We start from the raw sequence: 21,706 nt of genomic DNA, 5'->3' as shown, positions 1-21,706 counted from the left end.
CCTCGCCGACACACCCCGGGCCCACACCCGCACCAGCCACTTCGCACGACTTCGCCCCGCCGAGCAACAGCTCGACGGGGCGAAGCAGCAGGCCCCGAATTAACCAACAGCGTCATGGTGTTCCCGGGGCCCTCCGCGTGGGTGCGGCCGAGGTGGTTGATCAGCCGAGGGGCACGCCGGCGGGCAGGCCGCCGATCATGCCGCCGCCGGCTCCGCTGGACGCGGTTCCGGCGGTCTTGCCGACGGCGTCGCCGGTGGTGGCGGCGGCGTTGCCGGCGGCCTGCTGAGCGGCCGGCACAGTGGCGCTGCCCGCCTGCCCGACGACCGAACCGGCGGCCGGGACCGCGTTCTGGAGCGCGTCGCCGCCCACCTCGCTCACCAGGGCGGTGCTCTGCTGGGCACCGCCGTCGAGGGTGCCGGCGGCGCTGCCCGCGTCGAGCGCGGTCAGACCGCCGGCCGGAAGCTGCGGGGCCTCCAGGGCGCTTGCGGAGCCGGCCGCACCGACCACGGGGGCTGCGCCGGCCGCGACCAGCAGCGCGGCACGGGCGATCCGACGGGTCAGGGGGAGGGACATGATGCTCCTTGAAACGAGAGGACGTTTGGGGTGGTGTCTGTCCTTGGTTCCGGTGCGGGCCCCGCTTCGGTGGTCCGGCGGTCCGGGCGCCTCGGACGCTGTGACAACCGCTGGAAGGGGCGGGGAAGTTGCGGCGGACCACAGTAAAGAGTTGGTAATACGTCGCATTATCGGCTACGGATAAAAACGGGCAAACATTCCATTGCGCAATGGGCTGCAGAACCGTTACTTCCCTGGTGGCGCAAGGGAGTGGGGAGGTTGTCTCCACAACCGCGAACGGCTGCGCGGCGCATCGTCCGGAGGTGGCCGGAGTGCTTCGTCCGAGGGACTCGGCGGACGGTCGTGCGAGTCCGCTGCTCGATGCACGGAGAGGGGCGCCGGGCCGCTGGGAGCTGCGGGATCCGTGCGATCTCCCTGCGATCCCCCTGCGATTTCCCCGCCATCCCTGCGATCTGTGCGACCGCCTGCGATCCGCGCGGTGTCAGGGCGCGGTGAGACGGATGCGGACCTCCGCCGCGGAAGAGGAGCCGGACGCCCCGGACGCCCCGGAGCCGCCGGCCTTCGGCCTCTCCCGGCGCCAGCCTTCGTCGGACGCGTCCGCACTCCACACCCGGCCGTCGTACGAGACCCGGTCGATGCCGAGGTCGCCGGCGCGTGCCACCGCCCAGTGGGCCAGCTCCCAGCCGCGGTCCGCAGTCCCGACGCGCTCCGTCCCCGCCGTGACCGGCACCGGCACGGACACCTCCGGTGAGGAGGGCGCCCCGGCGCGTCCCGCGCCTCCCTCCGGGGCGGGCAGCACCTTGCGGCCGAAAGCCCGGATCAGCTCCGACCGGAACCTCGCCGTATCGGCCGTCTTCTCCTCGGCGCCGGGCACTTCGTGGCTCTCGCAGGTCAGGGAGGCGGCGGAGCGGCCGGTCAGCGCCGCGGCCAGCAGTGCGGCGTCCGGCTCGTGCTTCGCGTACGCCTGAGGGAATCCGCTGCGCTGCACCCGCTGCGCGGCGACCGTCAACGGCAGCCGCGAGTACCCCGGAACCTTGTCCAGATGGTCGTAGAACTTCGCCGACGCGTACACCGGGTCCAGGATCTGCCGCGGTGTGCCCCAGCCCTGGGAGGGGCGCTGCTGGAAGAGCCCCAGCGAATCGCGGTCGCCGTGGTTGATGTTGCGCAGTGCCGACTCCTGCAGCGCGGTGGCCAGCGCGATGGTCACCGCGCGCTCCGGCATGCCGCGGGTGGTGCCGACCGCCGAGATCGTCGCGGCGTTCGACGCCTGCTCCGCGCTCAGCTCGTACGACGGCCCGTCGCCCTCGGGCGCGCGCACCGTGCAGCGCGGCGCCGCCCGGCCGCCGGCGACGTACTGCGCCACGACATAGCCGACCAGGGCCAGCAGCACGGCGAACGCGGCCCCGTGGCGCAGCAGACGGCCACGCCGGACCCCGGAGGCGGCGGAAGAGGCGGACTCGGACACGCGCCCACCGTACTGGAGCCCGCGTTATGGTCGGACCTATGCCCGACAGCAGCCCCGCCACCGGCCCCGAGACCAGCCCCGCGACCAGTCGTGTCACCACGGCGCTCGCCGCCCCCGCAGGCACCGTGCCCGCGGACGCCGCGCCCGCGCTCGACCTCTCCCTCGACGGCCCGGCGCTCACCGCCGCCCTCGTGGACTTCCCGTCCGTCAGCGGCGCGGAGAAGCCCCTCGCCGACGCGATCGAGAGCGCCCTGCGCACCCTCCCTCATCTGACCGTCGACCGGCACGGCAACAACGTCGTCGCACGGACGCACCTGGGCCGCGCGGAGCGGGTCGTGCTCGCCGGGCACATCGACACCGTGCCCATCGCCGACAACGTCCCCTCGCGACTCGACGGGAACGGCGTCCTGTGGGGCTGCGGCACCAGCGACATGAAGTCGGGCGTCGCCGTACAGCTGCGGATCGCCGCGACCGTCCCCGCCCCGAACCGCGATCTCACGTTCGTCTTCTACGACAACGAGGAGGTCGCCGCCCACCTCAACGGTCTCGGGCATGTGGCCGAGGCCCACCCCGACTGGCTGAAGGGCGACTTCGCCATTCTCCTCGAACCCTCCGACGCCCAGGTCGAGGGCGGCTGCCAGGGAACGCTCCGGGTCCATCTGCGGACGAGGGGGGAGCGGGCGCACTCGGCGCGCGGCTGGATGGGTTCCAACGCGATCCACGCCGCCGCGCCGGTCCTGGCCCGGCTGGCCGCGTACGAGCCCCGGCGGCCGGTGATCGACGGGCTGGAGTACCGGGAAGGGCTCAACGCCGTGGGCATCGAGGCGGGAGTGGCCACCAACGTCATCCCCGACGAGTGCACCGTCGTCGTCAACTACCGCTATGCGCCGGACCGTTCCATGGCCGAGGCCGAGGCCCATGTGCGTGAGATCTTCGCCGACTGCGTCCACGAGATCGCAGTGGACGACCACACGGGCGGGGCGCTGCCGGGGCTGTCCCACCCGGCCGCCGCCGCGTTCATGGCGGCCGTCGGCGGGACCGCCCAGCCGAAGTTCGGGTGGACGGACGTCTCCCGCTTCAGCGCGCTCGGCGTGCCCGCGGTCAACTACGGTCCCGGTGACGCGCTGTTCGCGCACAAGCGCGACGAACATGTCGCCGTGGACAAGATCAGACACTGTGAGGAGCGACTGCGGGAGTGGCTCACCGCATGATCGCCGGGCTGGCGATCCCTGGTATTTCGCATGTCGTAACGTACTGCGACCTACCCTGAGCCCAGGCACGAAGCGCGTCGATGTTCGGCGGAGGGAGCAGGTCATGAGCAACTCCGAGGGTTTGCGGGCTCTGGAGGAGCAGCGGCTGGGGCCGGTGCTGCGCCGCAGGGAACAGGTGCAGCCCGGTACCACGGACCAGCGACTGCTGGACACCGAGGGCGATTCCCAGTGGGTGCACACCGATCCCTGGCGGGTGCTGCGCATCCAGTCGGAGTTCGTGGAGGGCTTCGGCGCGCTCGCCGAACTTCCCAGTGCCATCAGCGTCTTCGGCTCCGCCAGGACCGGACCCGGCACCCCCGAGTACGAGTCGGGCATCGCCCTCGGCAAAGCGCTCGTCGAGGCGGGGTTCGCCGTCATCACGGGCGGCGGCCCGGGAGCGATGGAGGCGGCGAACCGGGGCGCCCGGGAAGCGCGGGGCATCTCGGTCGGCCTCGGCATCGAGCTCCCCTACGAGCAGGGGCTCAACCCGCATGTCGACATCGGGGTGAACTTCCGCTACTTCTTCGTCCGCAAGACCATGTTCGTGAAGTACGCACAGGGCTTTGTGGTGCTGCCCGGCGGCCTCGGCACCCTGGACGAACTCTTCGAGGCCCTCACCCTCGTCCAGACGCGCAAGGTCACCCGCTTCCCCATCGTCCTCTTCGGCACGGAGTACTGGGGCGGCCTGGTGGAGTGGCTGCGGAGCACGGTAGTGGGGCAGGGGAAGGCGTCGCAGAAGGATCTGCTGCTGTTCCACGTGACGGATGACGTGGAGGAGGCGGTGGGGCTGGTGACGAAGGAGACGGGCAGGTAGCCGGCCGCCCGGGGCCGTTTCCCCTCCCCGCCCCCTCCCGAAACCGGGGCTCCGTCCCAGCCCCCGGTTTTCGGGGGCTCCGCCCCCGGACCCCGCTCCTCAATCGCCGGAGAGGCTGGATTTCCCGGGGGCAGGGGAGGGGGCCGCCCGCCGCAGCTGTGCCGGCGCCCCTTATGCCAGGCCCCGTCTGGCCACCGCAGGGCCTCCGCGGCCCGCGATCGCCGTGACCATGTCGAGGACCTGCTTGGTCTCCGCGACCTCGTGGACGCGGTACACCTGCGCCCCCAGCCACGCCGAGACCGCCGTCGTGGCGAGGGTGCCGATGAGGCGCTCCTTCACCGGGCGGTCGAGGGTCTCGCCGACGAAGTCCTTGTTGGACAGCGACACCAGGACCGGCCAGCCGGTCTCGGTGAGTTCGCCCAGACGGCGGGTGGCCTCCAGGCTGTGACGGGTGTTCTTGCCGAAGTCATGACCGGGGTCGATCATGATCCCGTCCCGGCGCACCCCCAGCTCGGCCGCCCGCTCGGCGAGCTGCAGCGTCACCCGCAGGATGTCGGCGACCACATCGTCGTACGCGACGCGGTGCGGCCGGGTCCGCGGCCGTGCGCCGCCCGCGTGGGTGCACACCAGCCCCGCGCCGTACCGCGCGGCGACCTCCGCCAGTCCGGGGTCCACCCCGCCCCACGCGTCGTTGAGCAGATCCGCGCCCGCCTCGCAGACCGCCTCGCCGACGTCGTGCCGCCAGGTGTCCACGCTGATCACCACATCCGGATGGCGTCTGCGCACCTCGGCCACGAAGCCGACCGTGCGCCGCGCCTCCTCCTCGGCGGTCACCTCCTCCCCGGGACCGGCCTTCACCCCGCCGACGTCGATGATGGCCGCGCCCTCCGACACCGCCTGCTCGACGCGGGCGAGAGCCGGCTCGTCGCGGAAGGTCGCGCCCCGGTCGTAGAAGGAGTCCGGCGTCCGGTTCACAATGGCCATGATCACCGGCTCGTGCGCTTCGAATTCGCGCCGTCCCAGCCGCAGCATCTCGCGGTTTCCTCCTCAGCTCGTCCGCCTGCGACCCTAACTCCGTGGCCGCGGCACTTCCGCCCCCCGGACCCGTGGCACGATCAGCACCGGACGTTTTCCGCCTGGGGAGGCTCGACCGTGTTCTTCTTTCTGCTGATCGCGATGGTCGTGGTCGTCGCCGCGGTCACGCTGGCCGTCGTCGGCGGCGGCGACAGCGCGGCGCTGCCCGAGGCGGCGCCCGAGCACCTCGTGGACCCGCTGCCCGCCGCCCGTCCGCTCGGCCGTGCGGACGTCGAGGCGCTGCGGCTGCCGGTGGCCGCCCGCGGCTACCGGATGACCGAGGTCGACGAGGTGCTGGGCCGGCTCGGAGCGGAGCTCGCCGAGCGGGACGCCCGCATCGCGGAGCTGGAGTCGGCGCTCGCCGGTGCGCAGGCGACGGCGCGCAGCGGCCCGGGCCTGTTCGACAAGCCCGACGGGCACAGGCCCGGTGACGGGTTCGCCGCGCCCGCGGACGACCCCTTCCGGGGCCCCGGAGAGGAGAACGGGCGATGACGGCGCAGGCAACGGCGCTGCCGGGGCCCGACGGCAGGCTCCGCTGCCCGTGGGGGCTCTCGGCCGACGACTATGTGCCGTACCACGACGAGGAATGGGGCCGCGCGGTCCACGGCGACGACGAGCTGTTCGAACGGCTGTGTCTTGAGGCCTTCCAGTCGGGGCTGTCGTGGATCACGATCCTGCGCCGCAGGGAGGGCTTCCGCGCCGCCTTCGCCGGCTTCAGGATCGCGGCGGTGGCGGAGTTCACCGGCGGCGACGAGGAGCGCCTCCTCGCCGACGCCGGCATCATCCGCAACCGCGCCAAGATCCAGGCGACGCTCGCCAACGCGCGCGTGCTCGCCGGGTGGGCGCCCGGCGAGCTGGACGCGCTGATCTGGTCATACGCCCCCGACCCGGCTGTCCGGCCCGCCCCGCGGACGCTCGCGGACGTGCCGGCCGTCACCGACGAGTCCACGGCGCTGGCCAGGACGCTGAAGAAGCGCGGGCTGCGTTTTGTCGGCCCGACCACCGCCTACGCCCTGATGCAGGCGTGCGGCCTGGTCAACGACCACCTGGCGGACTGCTCGGCGCGGGCCGCCTGTGCCGCCCGCTAGCGCCGCGACGGGCAGTGTCCGCCCGTCGACGAGCGTCGTCCGGCGCTGGGGGAGCGCCTCCCGCGCCCGGACCGTCGCGGGGGGCGGCAGCGCGCGCGGCGCAGTGTGACGGAGTGAAGTCCGCCGGGAGGGGGGCACGAGCGCTGCGAAGGCGAACCCCGCCCGGAAAGGGCACGGGCGCCGCGAAGGGCGAACCCCCGCCCGGAAAGGGCACGGGCGGCGCGGCTCAGCGGCCTGTGAACTTCGGCTGCTCCTTCGCCAGGAACGCCTGCACCGCGATCTGGTGGTCCTCGGACGCGCCCGCCATCGTCTGGAGTTCGTCCTCCTTCTCCAGGGTCTCGCTCAGCGAGTGGTCCGCGCTGAAGTCGAGGGACCGCTTGAGCGCCGCGTAGGCCAGCGTCGGACCGTCCGCCAGCGCCCGGGCCACAGCGGCGGCCTCCGCGGCGAGGTCGCCCGCGGGGACCAGCTTGTTCGCGATGCCCAGGTCGTACGCCTCCTGGGCGGAGAAGGACCGCGGGAACATCAGCAGCTCCGTGGCGCGGCTCCGGCCGACCAGACGGGGCAGCGTCCAGGAGACGCCCGAGTCGGCGGTCAGGGCGACCCCCGCGAACGACGTGGTGAACGACGCGCTGTCCGCGACCACCCGGTAGTCCGCGGCGAGCGCGAAACCCAGGCCCGCGCCCGCGGCGACGCCGTTGACCCCGGCCACCACGGGCTTGGGCATCTCGGCGATGGCCCGCACGATCGGGTTGTAGTGCTTGCGCACGGTCTCCATGGTGTGGCGGGTGCCGGCGTCGCGGTCCGACTGCAGCAGGGCGACGTGCTCCTTGAGGTCCTGGCCGACGCAGAAGGCGCGCCCGGCGGCGGTGAGCAGCACCGCGCGCACCGCGCGGTCGGCCGCGGCGGACTGCACCGCGTCCCGCAGGGCGGCCTTGGCCCTGATGTTCATCGCGTTCATGGCCTCGGGCCGGTTGATCGTGACGGTCGCGAGCCCGTCGCTCACCTCGTACAGCACGCTGTCGGCCATGTCAGGTCCCTTCGCGGGTCGAACGGCAGTGTCCAGCCCAAGCATGACGGAGATCATCGGCACGTGAACATGTGACCTGCGTCAAACATTGCGCAGCTCCCGGCCATGGCGCGGGGGCGAAGTATCGCAGGCGGATCGCCGAATTGAGTGGTTTTGACTGAGCGCGTTGCGCAAGCGATGCCGACCGATGTTGGTCATCGGGTCCGGCGATGCGGGATAATGACCTGGAAGCAATGTGTTCGATGCCGGTGACGCGTGCCCTTCCACAGGGCCGTCGGCTGACGATGAGCTGGTTTCAGGAAGGGGAACGAGCATGGCGGCCATGAAGCCGCGGACGGGCGACGGCCCGCTCGAGGTGAGCAAGGAGGGGCGGGGCATCGTCATGCGCGTTCCGCTCGAAGGCGGCGGTCGGCTCGTTGTCGAGCTGACTCCGGACGAGGCCAAGGCCCTGGGTGAGGCCCTGGAGAAGGTCACCGCCTGACGCGGACGCATCCATTACGCTGCACTGCCCCGGCACGGAGTCCTGTGCCGGGGCAGAGGCGTGCCGGGAGCGGCTCAGCCCCTGCGCACCGCGCACAGCAGCCCGTCGCCGACCGGCAGCAGCGTGGGCAGCAGCTCCTGGCTCTCCCGCACCGCCCTCAGCAGCTCCCGCACCCGCAGCACTTCGGGGGGCTGGGCCGAGGAGTCGACCGTGCGGCCGTCCGCGAAGACCCCCTCGAAGCAGACGAGGCCGCCGGGCCGCAGCAGACGCAACGATTCAGCGAGGTAGTCGAGGGACTCCATCGGGTCGCCGTCGCAGAAGACGAGGTCGTACCCGCCGTCCGCCAGCCGCGGCAGCACATCGAGGGCCCGGCCGGGTATGAATCGCGCACGGTTCCCGGCGAAGCCCGCCTCGCGGAACGCCTCGCGGGCGAACTGCTGCCGCTCCGGCTCCAGATCCACGGTCGTCAGCACGCCGTCCGGGCGCATCCCCTGAAGCAGATAGATCCCGGAGACGCCGGCGCCCGTCCCGATCTCGGCCACCGCCTTCGCGCCCGCGGTCGCGGCCAGCAGTCGCAGCGCGGCGCCGGCGCCCGGGGACACCGAGGGGAGCCCTGACTCCCGGGCCCGGTCCCGGGCCCAGCGCAGTGCCTCGTCCTCGGCGACAAAGGCGTCGGCGAACGCCCAGCTCGTCTGCCGGTTGGCGGTAATGGCCCTCTCCTTGCCCCGTAGTGCGCGCGAGGCCGACTGTATCCGCTGCCCCGGGAACCCGCTGATGGGACCGGGCGTTAGGCAGGGGCAGGGGGAACCGCACGAAGCGCGGGCAAACAGGAACGCGACCGACCGCGGGGCCCAAGTTCGCGTAAAGATTCTTATCCGGTGCTAACGGGCGAGGTGGCTATGGTAGGGGCTCCGCTGGACACCACCAGAGCCGACAGGGGAGGTGCGGCTGCACCTGCGGATCGGGGAGGAGTGCTGAGGCGCCTTCTCAGGTCGGCGGGTGAGCCGAAATCCGTGACATACACCGCTGACAGTTCTCGCACCTCCGACTCCGCAACCACGGCGACCTTCGCATCGGATGCGGAATCGCAGGCGTGGACCCCTCCCACCTGGGAGGAGATCGTCAGCACGCACAGCGGCCGGGTCTACCGCCTCGCCTACCGCCTCACGGGCAACCAGCACGATGCGGAGGACCTGACCCAGGAGGTCTTCGTCCGGGTCTTCCGCTCACTGTCCACATACACCCCGGGCACTTTCGAAGGCTGGCTGCACCGCATCACCACCAACCTCTTCCTGGACATGGTCCGCCGCAAGCAGCGCATCCGCTTCGACGCGCTGGGCGACGACGCGGCCGAGCGGCTGCCCAGCCGCGAGCCCTCCCCGCAGCAGGCGTTCAACGACACCCACTTCGACGCGGACGTGCAGCAGGCGCTCGACACCCTCGCGCCCGAGTTCCGCGCCGCCGTGGTGCTCTGTGACATCGAGGGGCTGTCGTACGAGGAGATCGCCGCGACGCTGGGCGTCAAGCTCGGCACCGTCCGCAGCCGTATCCACCGCGGGCGCTCCCATCTGCGCAAGGCGCTCAGCCACCGTTCTCCGGAGGCCCGCGCCGAGCAGCGCGGCGCCGCACCCGTGCCCGCGCTCGGGTTCGCCGGCGCCGGAGCAGGGGAGGTCGGAACGGCGTGAGCAGCACACGTCCGACTCCCGCGGAGCAGCACCTGGGGGACAGGCTCGCCGCGCTGGTCGACGGCGAGCTGGCGCACGACGCCCGCGACCGTGTCCTGGCCCATCTGGCGACCTGCCCCAAATGCAAGGCCGAGGCAGACGCCCAGCGCCGCCTGAAGAGCGTCTTCGCGCATGCCGCCCCGCCCCCGCCCCCCGAGGGGCTGCTGGCGCGGCTGCAGGGGCTCCCGGCCGGTCCCGGCGGCGATGACGGCGGCCCAGGGGTCCGCCGCCCCTTCGGCGACCTCGGCGCTTTCGGCGGCCCCGGCAGCCCCTTCGGCGGCGGCTTCGGAGGCGACCGGCAGAGCGACGGCGTGAGCCGCGGCGACGGGGTGAGGGGAGCGCTGAGGCCGTCGGCGGAACATACCGGCGAACGCAGCGCGGAGACGTTCGGCCACGTCCCCGCGGGCACCCGCGCGACGGTCCTGCCGGGCGGCTCCGGAGCGGGCTTCCGGATCCATGAGACCGGGCACGCCGCCGCCGACCGCTCGCCGTGGCGAGGCCGGAGGCTCGCTTTCGCCGCGGCGAGCGCGGTCTCCTTTGCGGCGATCGCGCTGGGCGGCACGGTGTCCCTGGACGGCTCCGCGCAGAACAGCGCACGGGGCGAGGGCCGCGGGACCAACATCACCCCGCCGCGCACGGCCGCCTCCAACACGGCCGCCCAGGCCGCCTCGAACGCGTCTCCTTCGGCGCGGAGCGCGTCCGGCGGCGCCGGGAGAGCAGGCGTCAGCGGCTCGTTCCCCGGAGGCGCGACGAGCGTGCGCGGCGCCTCGGAGGCGGACCGCCGCCGCAACGGCGGGTACGGGGCGTACGACGTCGCACGTTCCGACGGAGCCTCGCCCTCGTCCGCTCCGACCCGGCCGGGCCGGAGCGTCCCGTCGGCGCAGCAGACGACACCGCCCCTGGCGCCGCTCTCGCTCTGGTCGCCTCTGTCGCCGAACCGGCCGTTCGACACGTCCATGCTGTTCGGCGCGTCGATGCCGACGGAGCCCTCGCGCGGACTGCCGCCGGCGGCCGGAGCTGCGGACCCGGCCTTCCGCCTCGCCCACGCCTCCGGGATCGCCCCGTCGCCCGCCTCCGTCCCCACGCATCCCTCCGCCCCCGGCCGACCCGGGGACTCGCTCTCCCCGCGGCCCTGACCCAGCCGGTCAGGGCCCTGCGCGGCGAATCGCAAACCTGGTTGAATCTGCGGAGCGGCGCCCACCGGCGCCGCAGCGTTTCGGCAGTCGCAGTCTGCGGGGAGAGCATGGACGACGGGAAGCCCACACAGCCCACGGGGTCGAAGGCGCGGTGGTGGAGCCGACCCGGCGCGGCGGGCGGGGCCCCCTCCCAGCCGGAGCCCGGGGAGGCGGCGAAGGACGCCGCGGCCGCCGCGGCGTCCGCCGGTGACGCCACCGGTCCGGAGCCCTCCACGGCTGCCCCCGTGACGCCGCCGACGCCCGCCTCCGAAGGGCCGCCCGCGGAGGCGCAGGCCGCCGCCGCGGCTTCCGCCGGGACACCGGCCCGGCCGCAGCCGCTGCACGAACCGGACGAGTACCGGACTCCGCCGTACGGCGAGCCCGGCCCCTGGGCTCCCGCACCGCCCGTGCAGCGCCCGGCGGTCCCCGGCGCGACCCCGCCGCACGGCACGCCCGCGCATGGGACGCACACCCATGGGACGCCCGCTCACGGGACGCCTGCGCATGGGACGCCGACCCCGGGAGTCCCTGCGGCCGCCCCCGCCCCTCCTGGCATGCCGCCCCAGGGAACCCCGCTGCCGCCGGAGCCCCAGGGCGCGCCTCAGTCCCCGTCGCAGCCTTCGCCGCAGTGGCTGCAGTACGACCCGTGGAGAGCTCCCGGACAGCAGCCCCTGACCCAGAACGGCCAGCTGACCCAGAACGGCCAGCCCGGCCACCTCGTCCACTCCGGCCATCCGCCCCAGCCCGCCCGCAAGGGCAGGCGGCGCGGGGCGCTGGCCCTCGCCGCGCTGCTCATCGCGGTGGTCGCGGGCGGGGTCGGCGGCGGCATCGGCGCGTACATCGAGCGCAACGGCGGCCTCACGCGGGTCGAACTGCCGCAGGCCGGCCGTGACAACGGCGTCCGCCCGCCCGACAGCGTCGCCGGCATCGCCGCCAGCGCGCTCCCGAGCGTGGTCACCCTGCACGTCAGCGGCGGCGGCGAGGCAGGCACCGGAACCGGCTTCGTACTCGACCGGAAGGGCCACATCCTCACCAACAACCATGTGGTCGACCCGGCTGGCGAAACGGGCGACATCTCGGTCACCTTCAGCAGCGGCGACACCGCCAGGGCCACGCTCGTCGGCAAGGACAGCGGCTACGACCTCGCCGTCGTGAAGGTCACCGGCGTCTCGAACCTCACGCCGCTGCCCCTCGGCAACTCCGACAACGTCCAGGTCGGCGACCCCGTCGTGGCCATCGGCGCACCCTTCGATCTGCAGAACACGGTGACCGCGGGCATCATCAGCGCCAAGGAGCGCCCCATCACCGCGGGTGGCCAGAAGGGCGACGGCAGCGACATCAGCTATGTCGACGCGCTCCAGACCGACGCCCCGATAAACCCCGGCAACTCAGGCGGGCCGCTCGTCGACTCCAAGGCCCGGGTCATCGGCATCAACAGCGCGATCCGGGCGGCGGACGACGGCGTCGGCTCGGACGGCGGCCAGCCGGGCTCCATCGGCCTCGGCTTCGCCATCCCCATCAACCAGGGCAAGCGGGTCGCCGAGGAGCTGATCAACACCGGCAGGGCCACCCATCCGGTCATCGGCGTGAGCCTCGACATGAAGTTCACCGGCGACGGCGCGCGCGTCGGCGACGAGGGCCGGGACGGCGGGCCGTCCGTCACACCAGGCGGACCGGCCGCCAAGGCGGGCATCAGGCCCGGCGATGTGATCACCAAGGTGGACGGCCAGCGGGTGCACAGCGGCGAGGAGCTGATCGTCAAGATCCGCGCCCACCGCCCCGGCGACGAACTGGAGCTGACGCTCCGGCGCGGCGGCTCCGGCGCCCGCACCCTGACGCTGACCCTCGGCTCCTCCGGCAGCTGAACGCCCGGCCGACAGCTGCGCCGGGCCGGCAGCTGAACGCCCGGCCGACAGCTGCGCCGGGCCGGCAGCTGAACAGCGGCTGCACTCTCACCCGGCGGGGCGGGGCAAGGTACCGCCCGGCGAGTGCGGGCGGGTACCGTGGAGCGGGCCTTTCGCCCTCATCGAATCGTCGACGTGCGGGCCCGCGGACCACGAGGAGCAGCAGGGTGTTCAACGACATAGGCGGACTGGAGCTGGTGGCGCTTGTGATCCTCGCGGTGCTCATCTTCGGCCCCGACAAGCTGCCGAAGGTCATCCAGGACGCCGCCCGCTTCATCCGGAAGATCCGCGAGTTCTCCGAGAACGCAAAGCAGGACATCCGCAGCGAGCTGGGGCCGGAGTTCAAGGACTTCGAGTTCGAGGACCTCAACCCCAAGGCGTTCATCCGCAAGCAGCTCGACCAGAACGAGGAGCTGAAGGAGCTCAAGGAGCTCCGCAGCTCCTTTGACTTCAAGAAGGAAGTCAACGAGGTCGCCGATGCGGTGAACGGCACGGAGCCCGATGCCCCGGTCTCCGCCGCAGCGCCCGGAAGCTCCTCTTCCACCGGCCCCGACCTGCTCAAGAAGCGCGTAACGCTCGAGAAGGACGAGCGGCCGCCGTTCGACGCAGACGCCACCTGAGTACCGTCAATCCCTGCGAGACGGGACAGGGTGGCTATTCTCCATCTGTCCGGAAGTCAGGACGCCCGAGGGGGGCGGGTCCGTTCCGGGTCTCGAAACTCAAGGAGGCGGCCGGATAGATGGAGACGACGAGTCGAGTAGCGGTACCGGGTGTGACCGACCCATCCCCCGCTCAGGGCGGGGAGCGACCGCTGGGGGCCAAGGAGAAGATAGCGGCTCGGCGGTTGATCGACGGATATCTGAGTGCGTCCTTCCCCTGGTACGGACTGGATGAGGCGTTCAGCGGCCCCCGCCGCCTGATGCAGGTGGGCACGGCGGCGGACGGCACGGTCCAGCACGGCTCCGTGGGGCACGGCGACGAGCCGTCGATAAAGTCCGACGGAAGCCAGAGCGCGGAGCGTGAGCGCTTCGCCGTGGTCGTCACCGTGGCGGCCAGCCCGGTGCGGCGCAGCGGCGACGGAACGGGCGTCCTGGACGCCACCACGGTCTCCTCGGCGGCCTGGCTGGCCGGGTCGGGGCTGCTCGCCCACACCTGGCCGCCGCAGCTGGACCACGCGCTGCGCGACGACTGGCTGGAGCAGCAGACGGAGACCGCGTTCGAACTCGCCGACGATCTGGCGGGGCCGGCCTGGTCCAGCCTGTCGCTTCCGGTCGACGGCGAACCGACGCCGTTCCACTACCGGGAGTCGGAGTTCGGCTGGGTGCTGGCCGGTCCCACGGACGGCGGGGTGCACATCGGCGCCTACGGGCGCGGGATGAGCGCCTACGGCCTGGGGTTCTCGGTGATCCAGGACCTCGCGGCGTACACCTGAGGAGAGCGCATACGAGAAGAGGAGCGCATACGAGAAGAGGAGGGGCGCCGCTCACCCGAGCGACGCCCCTCCTCGTGTCCGTCGGACTCGTGTCCGTCAGAACTTGTTGCGCGGGGTGATGCCCAGGGACATGCCCGACAGACCGCGCTGACGGCCGCCCAGCTTTCCGGCGATGGTGCGCAGTGCCGCGCCCGCCGGGGACTCCGGGTCGGTGAGCACGACCGGCTTGCCCTCGTCGCCGCCCTCCCGCAGCCGTACGTCGATGGGGATCGCGCCGAGCACGGGCACCGTCGTGCCGGTCGTCCTGGTCAGGCCCTCGGCGACCTGCTGACCGCCGCCGGTGCCGAACACGTCGACCATCTCGTCGCAGTGCGGACAGGGCAGCCCCGACATGTTCTCGACGACGCCGACGATCTTCTGGTGGGTCTGTACGGCGATCGAGCCGGCCCGCTCGGCGACCTCGGCCGCGGCCTGCTGCGGGGTGGTGACCACCAGGATCTCCGCGGTCGGCACCAGCTGGGCCACGGAGATGGCGATGTCGCCGGTGCCGGGCGGCAGGTCCAGCAGCAGCACGTCCAGATCGCCCCAGTACACATCGGCGAGGAACTGCTGAAGGGCGCGGTGCAGCATCGGGCCGCGCCACACCACCGGCGCGTTGCCGGGGGTGAACATGCCGATCGAGATGACCTTCACGCCGTTCGCCGACGGCGGCATGATCATGTTCTCGACCTGGGTGGGCCGGCCGTCGGCGCCCAGCATGCGCGGCACGCTGTGGCCGTAGATGTCCGCGTCGACGACGCCGACCTTCAGCCCGTCGGCGGCCATCGCGGCGGCCAGGTTCACGGTCACGGAGGACTTGCCGACGCCGCCCTTGCCGGAGGCCACCGCGTACACCCGGGTCAGCGAGCCGGGCTTGGCGAACGGCACCTCGCGCTCGGCGCCGCCGCCGCGCAGCGAGGCGGCGAGCTCCCGCCGCTGCTCGTCGCTCATCACGTCCAGCGCCACATCGACCCCGCTCACCCCGTCGAGCCGGGCGACCGCGTCGGTTACGTTCCTGGTGATCGTTTCCCGCATGGGGCAGCCGGAAACGGTCAGATACACCGTGACGGCGACCGCACCGTCCGCGCCGATCTCCACCGATTTGACCATGCCGAGTTCGGTGATCGGTCGGTTGATCTCGGGGTCGTTCACCGTCGACAGTGCCTCGAGCACCGCGTCTTCCGTAACCATAGGGACGATGGTACGGCGCTGGCTCCCACCGCCGGAAAGAGCAGTCAGCGGTCGTGTTCGTCACTCCGGTTCCCGTCCCCGGACGGGAATACGGCGTGCTGCTCCTCAAGCGTGCCCTCCAGCGTCCTGGTTAGGACCTCCAGCTCGGAGCGGATCCAGTCGCGGGTGGCGACCTCCCCGAGGCCCATCCGCAGCGCCGCGATCTCCCGGGTCAGATACTCGGTGTCCGCGATCGAGCGCTCGTTCTGCTTGCGGTCCTGCTCATGGGTGACGCGATCGCGGTCGGCCTGGCGGTTCTGCGCCAGCAGGATCAGCGGGGCCGCATAGGAGGCCTGCAGCGACAGGGCCAGCGTCAGAAAGATGAACGGGTACTCGTCAAAGCGCAGCTCCTCCGGCGCGGCGACGTTCCACACGACCCACACGATGACGATCCCGGTCATCCAGGCGATGAACCGCCATGTGCCCAGGAAGCGGGCGATCCGCTCGGAGAGCCGGCCGAAGGCCTCCGGGTCGTACTGGGGCAGCAGCGTGCGACGGGGCGCGCGCGGCATGTCGATCCGCGTGCGGTGGCGGGAGACCGCGCTCGCGCCCGACGGCACACGCTCGCGCCCCTCCAGACGTTCGAGCCGTTCGATGCGGTCCATACGGTCCGGGCCGCCGCCCTCGCCGCTACTCATGCGTGTCCCCGGGGCCCGCGGTCTCCTCGAACTCCGTCTCCCGCCAGTCGTCGGGCAGCAGATGGTCCAGCACGTCGTCGACGGTCACCGCACCCAGCAGCGAGCCGCCCTCGTCGACGACGGGCGCGGCGACCATGTTGTACGCGGCGAGATAGCTGGTGAGCTCCGGCAGGGCGGTGTCCGGCCCCAGCGGCGGCAGATCGCTCTCGACCAGCGAGCTGACCAGCGTGAACGGCGGATCGCGCAGCAGCCGCTGGAAGTGCACCGTGCCCAGGTACTTGCCGGTGGGCGTCTCGTCGGGCGGCCGGCAGACATAGACCTGCGCCGCCAGCGCCGGGGACAGATCCTGCTGCCGTACGCGGGCGAGCGCGTCGGCGACCGTCGCGTCCGGCCGCAGCACGATCGGCTCCGTGGTCATCAGACCGCCCGCGGTCCGCTCCTCGTACGACATCAGCCGGCGCACATCCGCCGCGTCGTCCGGTCGCATCAGGGCCAGCAGCCGCTCCTTGTCCTCCTCCGGGAGCTCGGAGAGCAGATCGGCCGCGTCGTCCGGGTCCATCGCCTCCAGGACGTCCGCCGCCCGCTCCTCCTTCAGCTTGCCGAGGATCTCCACCTGGTCGTCCTCCGGCAGCTCCTCCAGCACATCGGCCAGCCGGTCGTCGTCCAGCGCGGCGGCGACCTCGGCGCGGCGCTTCGGCGACAGATGGTGCAGCACGTTCGCCAGATCGGCGGGGCGCATCCGCTCGAAGGTGGCGACGAGACTCTCCGCGCCCTGCCCGTGCTCCTCCAGTGAGAAGCCGGTGACGGCCGACCACTCGACGGTCAGCGCCTCCCCTTTGCGGCGCAGCGCCCCGCCCCTTCCCTTGCGTACGAAGACCTTGTCGATCTCCCAGTCGCGGCGGGCGGGCAGCTGCTGGATCGAGACGTCCAGCACGGTGACCTCCTCGCCCGTCTCCACCAGCCGCACCCGTCGGTCCAGCAGCTCGCCGAGGACGAGCCGCTCGGTCGGCCGCTGTTCAAAGCGCCGCATGTTGACCACGCCGGTGGTGATCACCTGTCCTGACTCCACGCCCGTCACCCGGGTCATGGGAAGGAAGATCCGGCGGCGGCTGACCACCTCGACGACCATGCCGAGCAGCCGGGGCGGACGGCGGCCCACGCGCAGCATCGCCACCAGATCGCGGACGCGTCCGACCTGGTCGCCGTTGGGGTCGAAGACGGCGACGCCGGCGAGGTGGGAGACGAAGACGCGGGGGGCGCCTGAGGCCATGCGATGCGCCTCCTCTTCACTGCGGAATGCCGCGTTCCAGGCCTTTCAGGCTAGTCCGTTCCGTTCTGCGCCGCCCTGATGAAGCGCCCGTACGGAACTCGCACGAACCTCTTACGCCTGACTGCGGAGGGGTGAATACCGCACAGGTACGCTGCCGACTGCCACCACCACCGCGTAAGAGAGGCAGTGCGCCTGTGACTCCCCTCCCCCCCGCTGCGCGAAGGCGAAGAGCTGCGCTTTCCCTGGCGCTGTGCGCCGGGCTGACCGCGTCGCTCACGGCCTGCGGCGGCGGCGAGGATCCGGACGCGGGGACCAACGGCGTGGGCAAGCTCTCCGCGGCCGAGATCGAGACGAAGGCGAAGGCGGCGGCGGACGCGGCGCCGTCGGTGCGGCTGTCGGGCACGCTGGTGACCGAGGGCACGACGTACAAGCTGAACATGCGTCTGAAGCAGGACGGCGGCAGCGGGTCCGTCACCGCGAAAGACACCACCTTCGAGCTGCTGCGGATCGGCGACGCGCTCTACCTCAGGGCGGACGCCGGCTTCTGGGCCCATACGGACGCCAAGGGCGGCGAGAAGCCGAGCAAAGCGGACCTGGAGGCAGCGGAGAAGCTCAACGGCAAGTATGTGAAGGTCCCCAAGGGCGACCCCGCGTACGAGCAGTTCCGCGGCTTCACCGACATGGACCTGCTGCTGGACGGGCTGCTCGGCATGCACGGCGAGCTGGTCAAGGGCGACCGCACGAAGGTGGGCGGCGTCCGCGCCATCAAGGTCACCGGCAGTGAGGGCGGCGGCAACGTCCTCGACGTCTCCCTCGAGGGCACGCCCTACCCCCTCCAGTTCACCCGCGCGGGCGGGACGGGGGTGCTGACCCTGGGGGACTGGGGCGAGGACTTCGCCCTGAAGGAGCCGCCGAAGGAGGAGACGGTGGACTACGGGGGCCAGCTCCCCAAGACGAGCGACGGCTAGTGTGATGCGCCGGAGATCCCTCGCCCGCTTCTGCCGACGGATCTCCGGCGCAGGACACTAGCCGGCCACCCAGCTGTAGCGCCGCTCCGGGCGCCCGGCCTGCCCGTAGCGCAGCGACACCTCCGCCTGGCCCGTGACGCTGAAGTGCTCCAGGTAGCGGCGGGCGCTGACCCGCGAGACCCCCAGCCGGGCCGCGCACTCGGCCGAGGAGAGGCTGCCGTCGGCCGCGCGCAGCTCGCGTTCGATCAGCTCGGCGGTCTCCACGCTCATGCCCTTGGGCAAGGAGGCCGCTGTGGCGGCCGGGGCCGCGCCCCGTGCCAGGGCCCGGTCCACGTCGGACTGGCCGCTGACGACCGCCGCGTAGAGGTTGCCGCGCCGGGCCGCGTACTGCTCGAGGCGTGCCCTGAGGTCCTCCGCATCGAAGGGCTTCAGCAGGTAGTCGACGACGCCCTGGCGCACGGCGCCCCGGACCGCCTCCGATTCGCGTGCCGCGCTGATCACCATGACGTCGCAGTCGTGCCCGGCGGCGCGCAGCCGGGGGATGATCTCCAGGCCGAACATGTCGGGCAGGTAGAGGTCGAGGAGCACCAGGTCGGGCTGGAGCTCGGCGACCGCGGTGAGCGCCTGCTCGCCGCAGTTCGCTGTGCCGACCACCCGGAACCTGGCGACGTCATTGACGAATCCGCGGTGGATCCGCGCCACCATGAAGTCGTCCTCCACGATCATCACATCGATCATCGGACTGTCTCCGTCGCTCGGTCGGCCGGTCGGCCGACGGACATCCGGGCGGTGAACATGGCGCCCGCCTGCGTGTTGGCCACCGACACCTCACCGCCCCGGCGTTTGCACACCAGACGCGTGAGCGCCAGGCCGATCCCCCGGTCGCCGCCCTGCGCGGCCTTGGTGGTGAACCCGTGCAGGAACACCTCCTGCGCCAGCTCGGGAGCCACGCCCGGCCCCGAGTCCCGTACGACGATCTCCACGCTGGAGGCGTCTTGGCGCAGTTCGACTTCCACCCACGCGTCTTCCACCCACGCGTCATGGCCGGGGACACCCGCCGCGGCCGCGTCGACCGCGTTGTCCACGAGGTTGCCGAGCACGGTCGCCACGTCCGCGGAGTCGGTCGGCTCCAGCTGCTCCAGGGCGGTCCGCTCCGAGATCTTCAGCCGCACCTTGCGTTCCGACGCAAGCGCCGACTTGGCCATGAGCAGCGCGGCGATCGCCCGGTCGCGGACCCGGCTGGTGAGGGTCAGATCGAGCGACTCACGGTGTTTGCGCAGGGCGCGGACGTACTTCACGACCTCGTCGTGCTCGCCGATCTGGATGAGCCCGGAGATGGTGTGCAGCTGGTTGGAGAACTCGTGCGCCTGGGCGCGCAGCAGCTCGGTGGTGCTGCGGAAGGAGCCCAACTCCCTTTCCAACTGCGCGAGTTCGGTGCGGTCGCGCAGGGTGGTCACCGAGCCGAGGCGGCGGCCGTCCTTGGTGACGTCCATCCGGTTCATCACCAGGACGCGGCCCCGCCGTACGACGACCTCGTCGCGCCGTTCGGCACCGGCCTCGTCCTGATGATCCCGCGCACTGCCGGCCAGGACGTCGTACAGCCGCCCCTCGATCCCCAGATCCGCCAGGCTTGTCCCGACGCAGTTCTCGGGCAGGTCCAGCAGCCGGCGGCCGACCGCGTTCACCAGCGTCAGCCGCTGCTGCGGGTCGAGGGCCACCACGCCCTCGGCGATCCCGAACAGCATCGCCTCCCGGTGCTCGGCGAGCCCGGCGATCTCGCGCGGCTCCATGCCGAAGGTCTGCCGCTTGATCCGGCGGGCCAGCAGCCAGGAGCCGGCCACCCCGAGGACGCTGGCGACGCCGAGGTAGACCAGCAGATAGGACGAGGCGCCCACCAGCCGCTGCCAGACCGACGGCGAGGCCCGCCCGATCATCACCGTGCCGAGGTGCTCCCCGACGTTCTCGCCGTGCGCCCGGAGCACCGGGGCCTGGGCCACCAGCTCGGTGACGCCGTTCACCGGCAGCTCCCCGGACCAGCCGCGGCCCCCGGCGGCGTCCTTGCCGGAGACCGGCAGCCGCGTCCCGAGGAGGGTGGGGTTGGTGGAGGCCACGATGGTGCCGTCGGTCCGGGCGACCGTGGCGGAGGTGACCCCGGACCTGTTCAGCGTGGACTGGAGCAGCGGGGCGAGCATCTCGGCGGGGGCGGGCCGCGCCAGCTGGGTGCGCACCAGCGGGTTGCCCGCCGTCTCCTCGGCGAGCGCGGTCACCCGGCGCCCCTCGACGCGGTCGAAGGTCGCCTTGGACTGCGCGAGCGAGACCGCGGCGACGGCGGCCAGCACGATCACGACAATGGCGAGCTGCCATCTCAGCAGCTCACCGGCGAGCGTATGGCGTCGCCGTCTTCGGGACGGCGACCGTGACGTTATGACCACTATGAACTCAACCTTCAATGGTCACACAACCGAGATGGGGTGTCTCAGGAACCGCACAATCATGGCGTCGGATCGGCCCAAGCGAAAGAGATGAGCCATGAGAACTCGACGAGCCGCACTTGTCGGAGCTCTTGCAGCCGCGTCCATGCTCGCGGTCAGCGCCTGTGGCGCCACCGCCGACAAGGAGGAGTCCGGGAGCGGAAGCGGGTCCTCGAAGCCCGCCACCGGCCTGAGACTCATGGTCCCCAACACCCCGGGCAGCGGCTACGACCTCACCGCCCGCACCGTCTCCCAGGTCATGCAGGACACCAAGGTCGCCTCCGGCGTCCAGGTCTTCAACCTGCCCGGGGCGAGCGGCACGGTGGGCCTGCAGCGCCTGGTGAACGAAAAGGGCAACGGCAAGATGGCCATGCAGATGGGCCTGGGCGTCGTCGGAGCCTCGTACACGCAGAAGTCCAAGGCGACGCTGACCGACACCACGCCGCTCGCCAAGCTGATCGAGGAGGCCGGCGCGATCGTCGTGCCGAAGGACTCCCCGTACAAGTCCATGGACGACCTCGTCACCGCCTGGAAGAAGAACCCGCAGAAGTTCGCGGTGGGCGGCGGCTCGTCGCCGGGCGGCCCCGACCACCTGCTGCCGATGCAGCTGGCGAAGGCGGTCGGCATCAAGCCGACGGACGTCAACTACGTCTCCTACGACGGTGGCGGCGAGCTGCTCCCGGCCATCCTCGGCAACAAGATCGCCTTCGGGGCGAGCGGCTTCGGTGAGTTCCTCGACCAGGTCGAGGCGGGCCAGGTGCGTGTCCTAGCGGTCAGCAGCGAGAAGCCGATCGAGGCGCTGAAGGACGTGCCCACCCTCAAGGACGAGGGCATCGACCTGGTCTTCACCAACTGGCGCGGCATCGTCGCCCCGCCCGGCATCACCGACGAGCAGAAGCAGACCTGGGTCGACGCGCTGACCAAGATGCACGACTCGGACGCGTGGAAGGCGCAGCTGGAGAAGAACGGCTGGGTCGACGCCTTCGCCACCGGGGACGAGTTCGGCGCCTACATGACCGAGCAGGACAAGGCGGTCGCCGACCTGCTGGCCGAACTCGGGCTGGCATGAGCTTGCAGGTGAA

Annotated in this window: 22 protein-coding genes; 12 read left to right on the top strand and 10 right to left on the bottom strand. The window is 72.0% G+C overall.

The window, feature by feature from the left end; genetic code table 11:
• Window positions 1-160: 160 nt before the first annotated feature.
• Together QCN29_RS29995 and QCN29_RS29990 are read right to left on the bottom strand one after the other, a co-directional pair.
• Window positions 161-574, bottom strand: coding sequence for an ATP-binding protein (locus tag QCN29_RS29995; RefSeq protein ID WP_279932102.1), 414 nt, complete (start codon window positions 572-574; stop codon window positions 161-163).
• 481 nt (window positions 575-1,055) lie between these two features.
• Window positions 1,056-2,039: a hypothetical protein gene (locus QCN29_RS29990; protein ID WP_279932101.1), complete on the bottom strand. Its 984-nt coding sequence runs from the start codon at window positions 2,037-2,039 to the stop codon at window positions 1,056-1,058.
• Between the two features lie 38 nt (window positions 2,040-2,077).
• On the opposite strand from QCN29_RS29990, the gene dapE reads away from it, so the two are divergent.
• Together dapE and QCN29_RS29980 are read left to right on the top strand one after the other, a co-directional pair.
• A complete protein-coding gene (gene dapE, locus QCN29_RS29985; protein WP_279932099.1) occupies window positions 2,078-3,250 on the top strand; it encodes a succinyl-diaminopimelate desuccinylase in 1,173 nt (390 codons plus the stop codon).
• 103 nt (window positions 3,251-3,353) lie between these two features.
• Window positions 3,354-4,103 carry an LOG family protein gene (locus QCN29_RS29980; RefSeq protein WP_240136648.1) on the top strand — a complete coding sequence of 250 codons (750 nt, stop codon included), beginning with the start codon at window positions 3,354-3,356 and terminating at the stop codon, window positions 4,101-4,103.
• A 171-nt stretch (window positions 4,104-4,274) separates the two neighbouring features.
• On the opposite strand, the gene folP is transcribed toward QCN29_RS29980, so the two are convergent.
• Window positions 4,275-5,135: a dihydropteroate synthase gene (gene folP, locus QCN29_RS29975; RefSeq protein ID WP_279932098.1), complete on the bottom strand. Its 861-nt coding sequence runs from the start codon at window positions 5,133-5,135 to the stop codon at window positions 4,275-4,277.
• 120 nt (window positions 5,136-5,255) lie between these two features.
• Between folP and QCN29_RS29970 the strand changes: the two genes are divergently transcribed.
• Both QCN29_RS29970 and QCN29_RS29965 read left to right on the top strand, forming a co-directional pair.
• Window positions 5,256-5,669 (top strand): hypothetical protein, encoded by a 414-nt coding sequence (locus QCN29_RS29970; protein ID WP_279932097.1) that lies wholly within the window; start codon window positions 5,256-5,258, stop codon window positions 5,667-5,669.
• Window positions 5,666-6,265, top strand: a complete 600-nt coding sequence (locus QCN29_RS29965; RefSeq protein ID WP_279932095.1) for a DNA-3-methyladenine glycosylase I — start codon at window positions 5,666-5,668, stop codon at window positions 6,263-6,265. The genes QCN29_RS29970 and QCN29_RS29965 overlap by 4 nt, the downstream gene beginning before the upstream one ends.
• Window positions 6,266-6,491: 226 nt before the next feature.
• Here QCN29_RS29965 and chcB read toward each other — a convergent pair whose 3' ends face one another.
• Window positions 6,492-7,292 carry a 2-cyclohexenylcarbonyl CoA isomerase gene (gene chcB, locus QCN29_RS29960; protein WP_240136652.1) on the bottom strand — a complete coding sequence of 267 codons (801 nt, stop codon included), beginning with the start codon at window positions 7,290-7,292 and terminating at the stop codon, window positions 6,492-6,494.
• 313 nt (window positions 7,293-7,605) lie between these two features.
• Here chcB and QCN29_RS29955 point away from each other — a divergent pair, with 313 nt between their 5' ends.
• The gene (locus tag QCN29_RS29955) at window positions 7,606-7,773 is read left to right on the top strand and encodes a DUF3117 domain-containing protein (protein ID WP_240136653.1); all 168 of its coding nucleotides are present in this window, start codon (window positions 7,606-7,608) and stop codon (window positions 7,771-7,773) included.
• A gap of 74 nt (window positions 7,774-7,847) precedes the next feature.
• Here the strand turns inward: QCN29_RS29955 and QCN29_RS29950 are convergent, their stop codons facing one another.
• On the bottom strand, window positions 7,848-8,525 hold the full coding sequence (locus QCN29_RS29950) for an O-methyltransferase (RefSeq protein WP_279932107.1): 678 nt from the start codon (window positions 8,523-8,525) through the stop codon (window positions 7,848-7,850).
• A gap of 147 nt (window positions 8,526-8,672) precedes the next feature.
• Between QCN29_RS29950 and sigE the strand changes: the two genes are divergently transcribed.
• The 5 genes from sigE to QCN29_RS29925 all read left to right on the top strand — a co-directional run bounded on the left by sigE (window position 8,673) and on the right by QCN29_RS29925 (window position 14,008).
• Entirely contained in the window at window positions 8,673-9,458 is a 786-nt protein-coding gene (gene sigE / locus QCN29_RS29945) for an RNA polymerase sigma factor SigE (RefSeq protein WP_279932093.1), read from the top strand.
• Window positions 9,455-10,633 (top strand): anti-sigma factor family protein, encoded by a 1,179-nt coding sequence (locus QCN29_RS29940; protein WP_279932091.1) that lies wholly within the window; start codon window positions 9,455-9,457, stop codon window positions 10,631-10,633. The genes sigE and QCN29_RS29940 overlap by 4 nt, the downstream gene beginning before the upstream one ends.
• A 107-nt stretch (window positions 10,634-10,740) precedes the next feature.
• Window positions 10,741-12,537, top strand: coding sequence for a S1C family serine protease (locus tag QCN29_RS29935; RefSeq protein WP_279932089.1), 1,797 nt, complete (start codon window positions 10,741-10,743; stop codon window positions 12,535-12,537).
• A gap of 206 nt (window positions 12,538-12,743) precedes the next feature.
• The gene (locus QCN29_RS29930) at window positions 12,744-13,196 is read left to right on the top strand and encodes a sec-independent translocase (RefSeq protein WP_279932087.1); all 453 of its coding nucleotides are present in this window, start codon (window positions 12,744-12,746) and stop codon (window positions 13,194-13,196) included.
• A gap of 119 nt (window positions 13,197-13,315) precedes the next feature.
• Entirely contained in the window at window positions 13,316-14,008 is a 693-nt protein-coding gene (locus QCN29_RS29925) for a hypothetical protein (RefSeq protein WP_279932086.1), read from the top strand.
• Between the two features lie 96 nt (window positions 14,009-14,104).
• Here the strand turns inward: QCN29_RS29925 and QCN29_RS29920 are convergent, their stop codons facing one another.
• From QCN29_RS29920 to QCN29_RS29910, 3 genes are read right to left on the bottom strand one after another with little or no spacing between them, the layout of a single operon-like run.
• Complete coding sequence (locus QCN29_RS29920) at window positions 14,105-15,238, bottom strand: Mrp/NBP35 family ATP-binding protein (protein ID WP_240136659.1); 1,134 nt, start codon at window positions 15,236-15,238, stop codon at window positions 14,105-14,107.
• A 44-nt stretch (window positions 15,239-15,282) separates the two neighbouring features.
• The gene (locus QCN29_RS29915) at window positions 15,283-15,882 is read right to left on the bottom strand and encodes a DUF1003 domain-containing protein (RefSeq protein ID WP_279932105.1); all 600 of its coding nucleotides are present in this window, start codon (window positions 15,880-15,882) and stop codon (window positions 15,283-15,285) included.
• Between the two features lie 25 nt (window positions 15,883-15,907).
• Window positions 15,908-17,185, bottom strand: coding sequence for a magnesium transporter MgtE N-terminal domain-containing protein (locus tag QCN29_RS29910; RefSeq protein WP_240136660.1), 1,278 nt, complete (start codon window positions 17,183-17,185; stop codon window positions 15,908-15,910).
• A 194-nt stretch (window positions 17,186-17,379) separates the two neighbouring features.
• Between QCN29_RS29910 and QCN29_RS29905 the strand changes: the two genes are divergently transcribed.
• Window positions 17,380-18,153, top strand: coding sequence for a hypothetical protein (locus tag QCN29_RS29905; protein WP_279932083.1), 774 nt, complete (start codon window positions 17,380-17,382; stop codon window positions 18,151-18,153).
• Between the two features lie 57 nt (window positions 18,154-18,210).
• Here the strand turns inward: QCN29_RS29905 and QCN29_RS29900 are convergent, their stop codons facing one another.
• Together QCN29_RS29900 and QCN29_RS29895 are read right to left on the bottom strand one after the other, a co-directional pair.
• Window positions 18,211-18,891, bottom strand: a complete 681-nt coding sequence (locus QCN29_RS29900; RefSeq protein WP_279932082.1) for a response regulator — start codon at window positions 18,889-18,891, stop codon at window positions 18,211-18,213.
• A complete protein-coding gene (locus QCN29_RS29895) occupies window positions 18,888-20,585 on the bottom strand; it encodes a sensor histidine kinase (RefSeq protein ID WP_279932081.1) in 1,698 nt (565 codons plus the stop codon). The genes QCN29_RS29900 and QCN29_RS29895 overlap by 4 nt, the downstream gene beginning before the upstream one ends.
• Before the next feature lie 97 nt (window positions 20,586-20,682).
• Between QCN29_RS29895 and QCN29_RS29890 the strand changes: the two genes are divergently transcribed.
• Window positions 20,683-21,693, top strand: a complete 1,011-nt coding sequence (locus QCN29_RS29890; protein ID WP_279932080.1) for a Bug family tripartite tricarboxylate transporter substrate binding protein — start codon at window positions 20,683-20,685, stop codon at window positions 21,691-21,693.
• Window positions 21,694-21,706: the final 13 nt, after the last annotated feature.

The sequence above is a fragment of the Streptomyces chengmaiensis genome (assembly GCF_029846775.1).
Classification (GTDB): domain Bacteria; phylum Actinomycetota; class Actinomycetes; order Streptomycetales; family Streptomycetaceae; genus Streptomyces; species Streptomyces chengmaiensis.
Note: the sequence above shows the minus strand (reverse complement) of the source record. Positions and strands in the feature narration are given on the sequence as shown.